We start from the raw sequence: 2,256 nt of genomic DNA on the forward strand, positions 1-2,256 counted from the left end.
AGTTCACGCTGATTCTGCGTCACATCACGCAGCGTGACGACGTCAAGCGCATCGCGGAAAAGATCGTCAACCTGATGGAGGTGCCGCTGTCGCCGAAGTGGTTGGCGCATCTGCGCTGATTATCTGCTTCAGTCGCGCGCGGGCCTCGCCTGCATCCACGGGGCTGCGTATCCATTCGTCCACACCATCCGGGATCTGCTGAAAGCCCCACCGACGCTGCCTGTTCTCTGCAGCCAGGATGCCCAGAACCTTGACGTGTGCATAATGCGGAGTGCTGCGCAGTTTGGCGCAAAAGGCAACATTTTCGCTGGCGTCACCGACGAAATCGATGATCACCACATCCATTTGCGCCTCTTCCGCAACCAGGCTGATCGCCTGGCCTGCATCCCGCGCGGTATGCAGCGCACCCAGGTCCTCGCCGTCCAGCGCATCAAAAAGACGACGCCGGTCCTCCCGACCAGAGGCGATGATCAATACATGCAGAGGTTTTCCGGCAAACATCTTCAGACCACCCAGCGGCCGTCGCGCAACCGCGGCCGGCCGCCCTCCATCTCGGTCTCGATCATGCTGGCCTTGGCCTCAACAGACTTCATCAGGGCCTCATCGTTGCCAAGCAGGACGATCCGACGCACGTACTCCGCACCACGGCGCTCGAGCTGGCGCAAAAGGGTCTGTTCAGCGCGATTGAGAGCACCACGGACACCCACCATGAGGTAGATGCCGAAATGCATGCTCTGCATCACGTATCGGAACGTGTCACCCACCCCCCTGCAACCGGGCACGCGCACGTCACCTTCGCGCAGGCTGCGCAAGCCTTTGTCCGGATACCAGACATACACCGACTGCCCGCTGCGACGGGCGACATGACGAAACTGCTCGACCAGGACTTCCGGCTGGTCGGTCTTGATCATCGTGAGTACCGAATCCGCGGCTACGATACGTTCGAGCGTGTCCGACCCAGGTTGAAGACCTACCGCTTTCATCGTTCAAATCATCCCGAAGACAGCCATGAGGTACCTGCGCCCTATCTGTTCAGCCACATGGCGCATGATGAGCATAGGGTAAGCCCCCGACATGCGCACGCATTCTCGGCAGGCCTGTATTTTGGCCATTCAGCCTGGCTGTACATCGTATCTCGCATTCACCACGACCTCGCGGTATCGTGACTGTTCCTGTTCTCAATTGGGTGCATCTTGCATATGTTCGATGGATTGCGCTTCAAGCACTGGCAGGCCGAAGCTGACAAGGACGGCATCGTCATGCTGGCCCTGGATCGTGCCGGCAGCAAGGTCAATGCGCTTTCGCGGGCAGTGATCGATGAACTCGGCGAGATCGTCGAACGCCTGGCCATTGAGGCCCCGCGGGGCGTGATCATCCATTCGGCCAAGGACGCGGGATTCGCGGTCGGCGCCGATGTGCATGAATACATGACCTTTGCCCGTGACAACAACGTCATGCAGAACATCCGCAACGGTCAGAAGGTGTTCGAGAAACTGGCTCGACTGCCTTGCCCCACGGTTGCTGCGGTGCATGGGGCCTGCATGGGCGGAGGCGCCGAGCTGGCCCTGGCCTGCGACCAGCGGGTCGCGGTGGATGATTCCGGAACGCGTATCGGCCTTCCGGAAGTGATGTTGGGCATCCATCCCGGCTGGGGCGGCACCGCTCGCCTCCCCCGCCTGATCGGCGCGCCACAGGCGTTGCAGGCAATGTTGACCGGTCACCCATTCTCTGCACGACGCGCACGTTCAGTCGGTCTGGTCGACGCGCTGTGCAATGACGACGTGCTGCTGGAAACGGCGCGCGAACGGATCGGCAAGCCGGCCAAGCGTCCAATCCTGCAACGGCTGCTGGCCTGGTCCACCCATTTGTGGCCGGTCCGTCAGGTTCTTGCCCGCATCGTGCTGAAGCAGACAGCCGGCCGTGTCCGCAAGGAGCATTACCCTGCGCCGTTCGCACTGATCGAAGTCTGGCGCCGCGGTGGGTCTGACATCGGCCAGCGTCTGATACTGGAGGCCCGGTCTGTAACCCGGCTGGCCGACACCTCGAAGGCGCGCAACCTGATCCGCGTGTTCTTCCTGCGCGAACGCCTCAAGAGTCTGGGGTCGGACGTCGAGCACGACATCGAGCACGTGCATGTCGTCGGTGCAGGCACCATGGGCGGCGACATTGCCGCGTGGAGTGCATTTAAAGGGTTCCAGGTCACACTGCAGGACCGCGAGATGAAATACATCGAGCCGGCCTTGCAGCGCGCCCGCA

General features: G+C 61.7%; 2 protein-coding genes. One reads left to right on the forward strand and one right to left on the reverse strand.

The window, feature by feature from the left end; genetic code table 11:
- Positions 1–503: 503 nt before the first annotated feature.
- A complete protein-coding gene (locus PF446_RS01085) occupies positions 504–983 on the reverse strand; it encodes a hypothetical protein (protein ID WP_298068846.1) in 480 nt (159 codons plus the stop codon).
- A 216-nt stretch (positions 984–1,199) separates the two neighbouring features.
- On the opposite strand from PF446_RS01085, the gene PF446_RS01090 reads away from it, so the two are divergent.
- On the forward strand, positions 1,200–2,256 hold a 1,057-nt coding region (locus PF446_RS01090), incomplete at its 3' end, for an enoyl-CoA hydratase-related protein (RefSeq protein WP_298068848.1).

This window comes from Oleiagrimonas sp. (genome assembly GCF_027858935.1).
Taxonomy (GTDB): Bacteria; Pseudomonadota; Gammaproteobacteria; order Xanthomonadales; family Rhodanobacteraceae; genus Oleiagrimonas.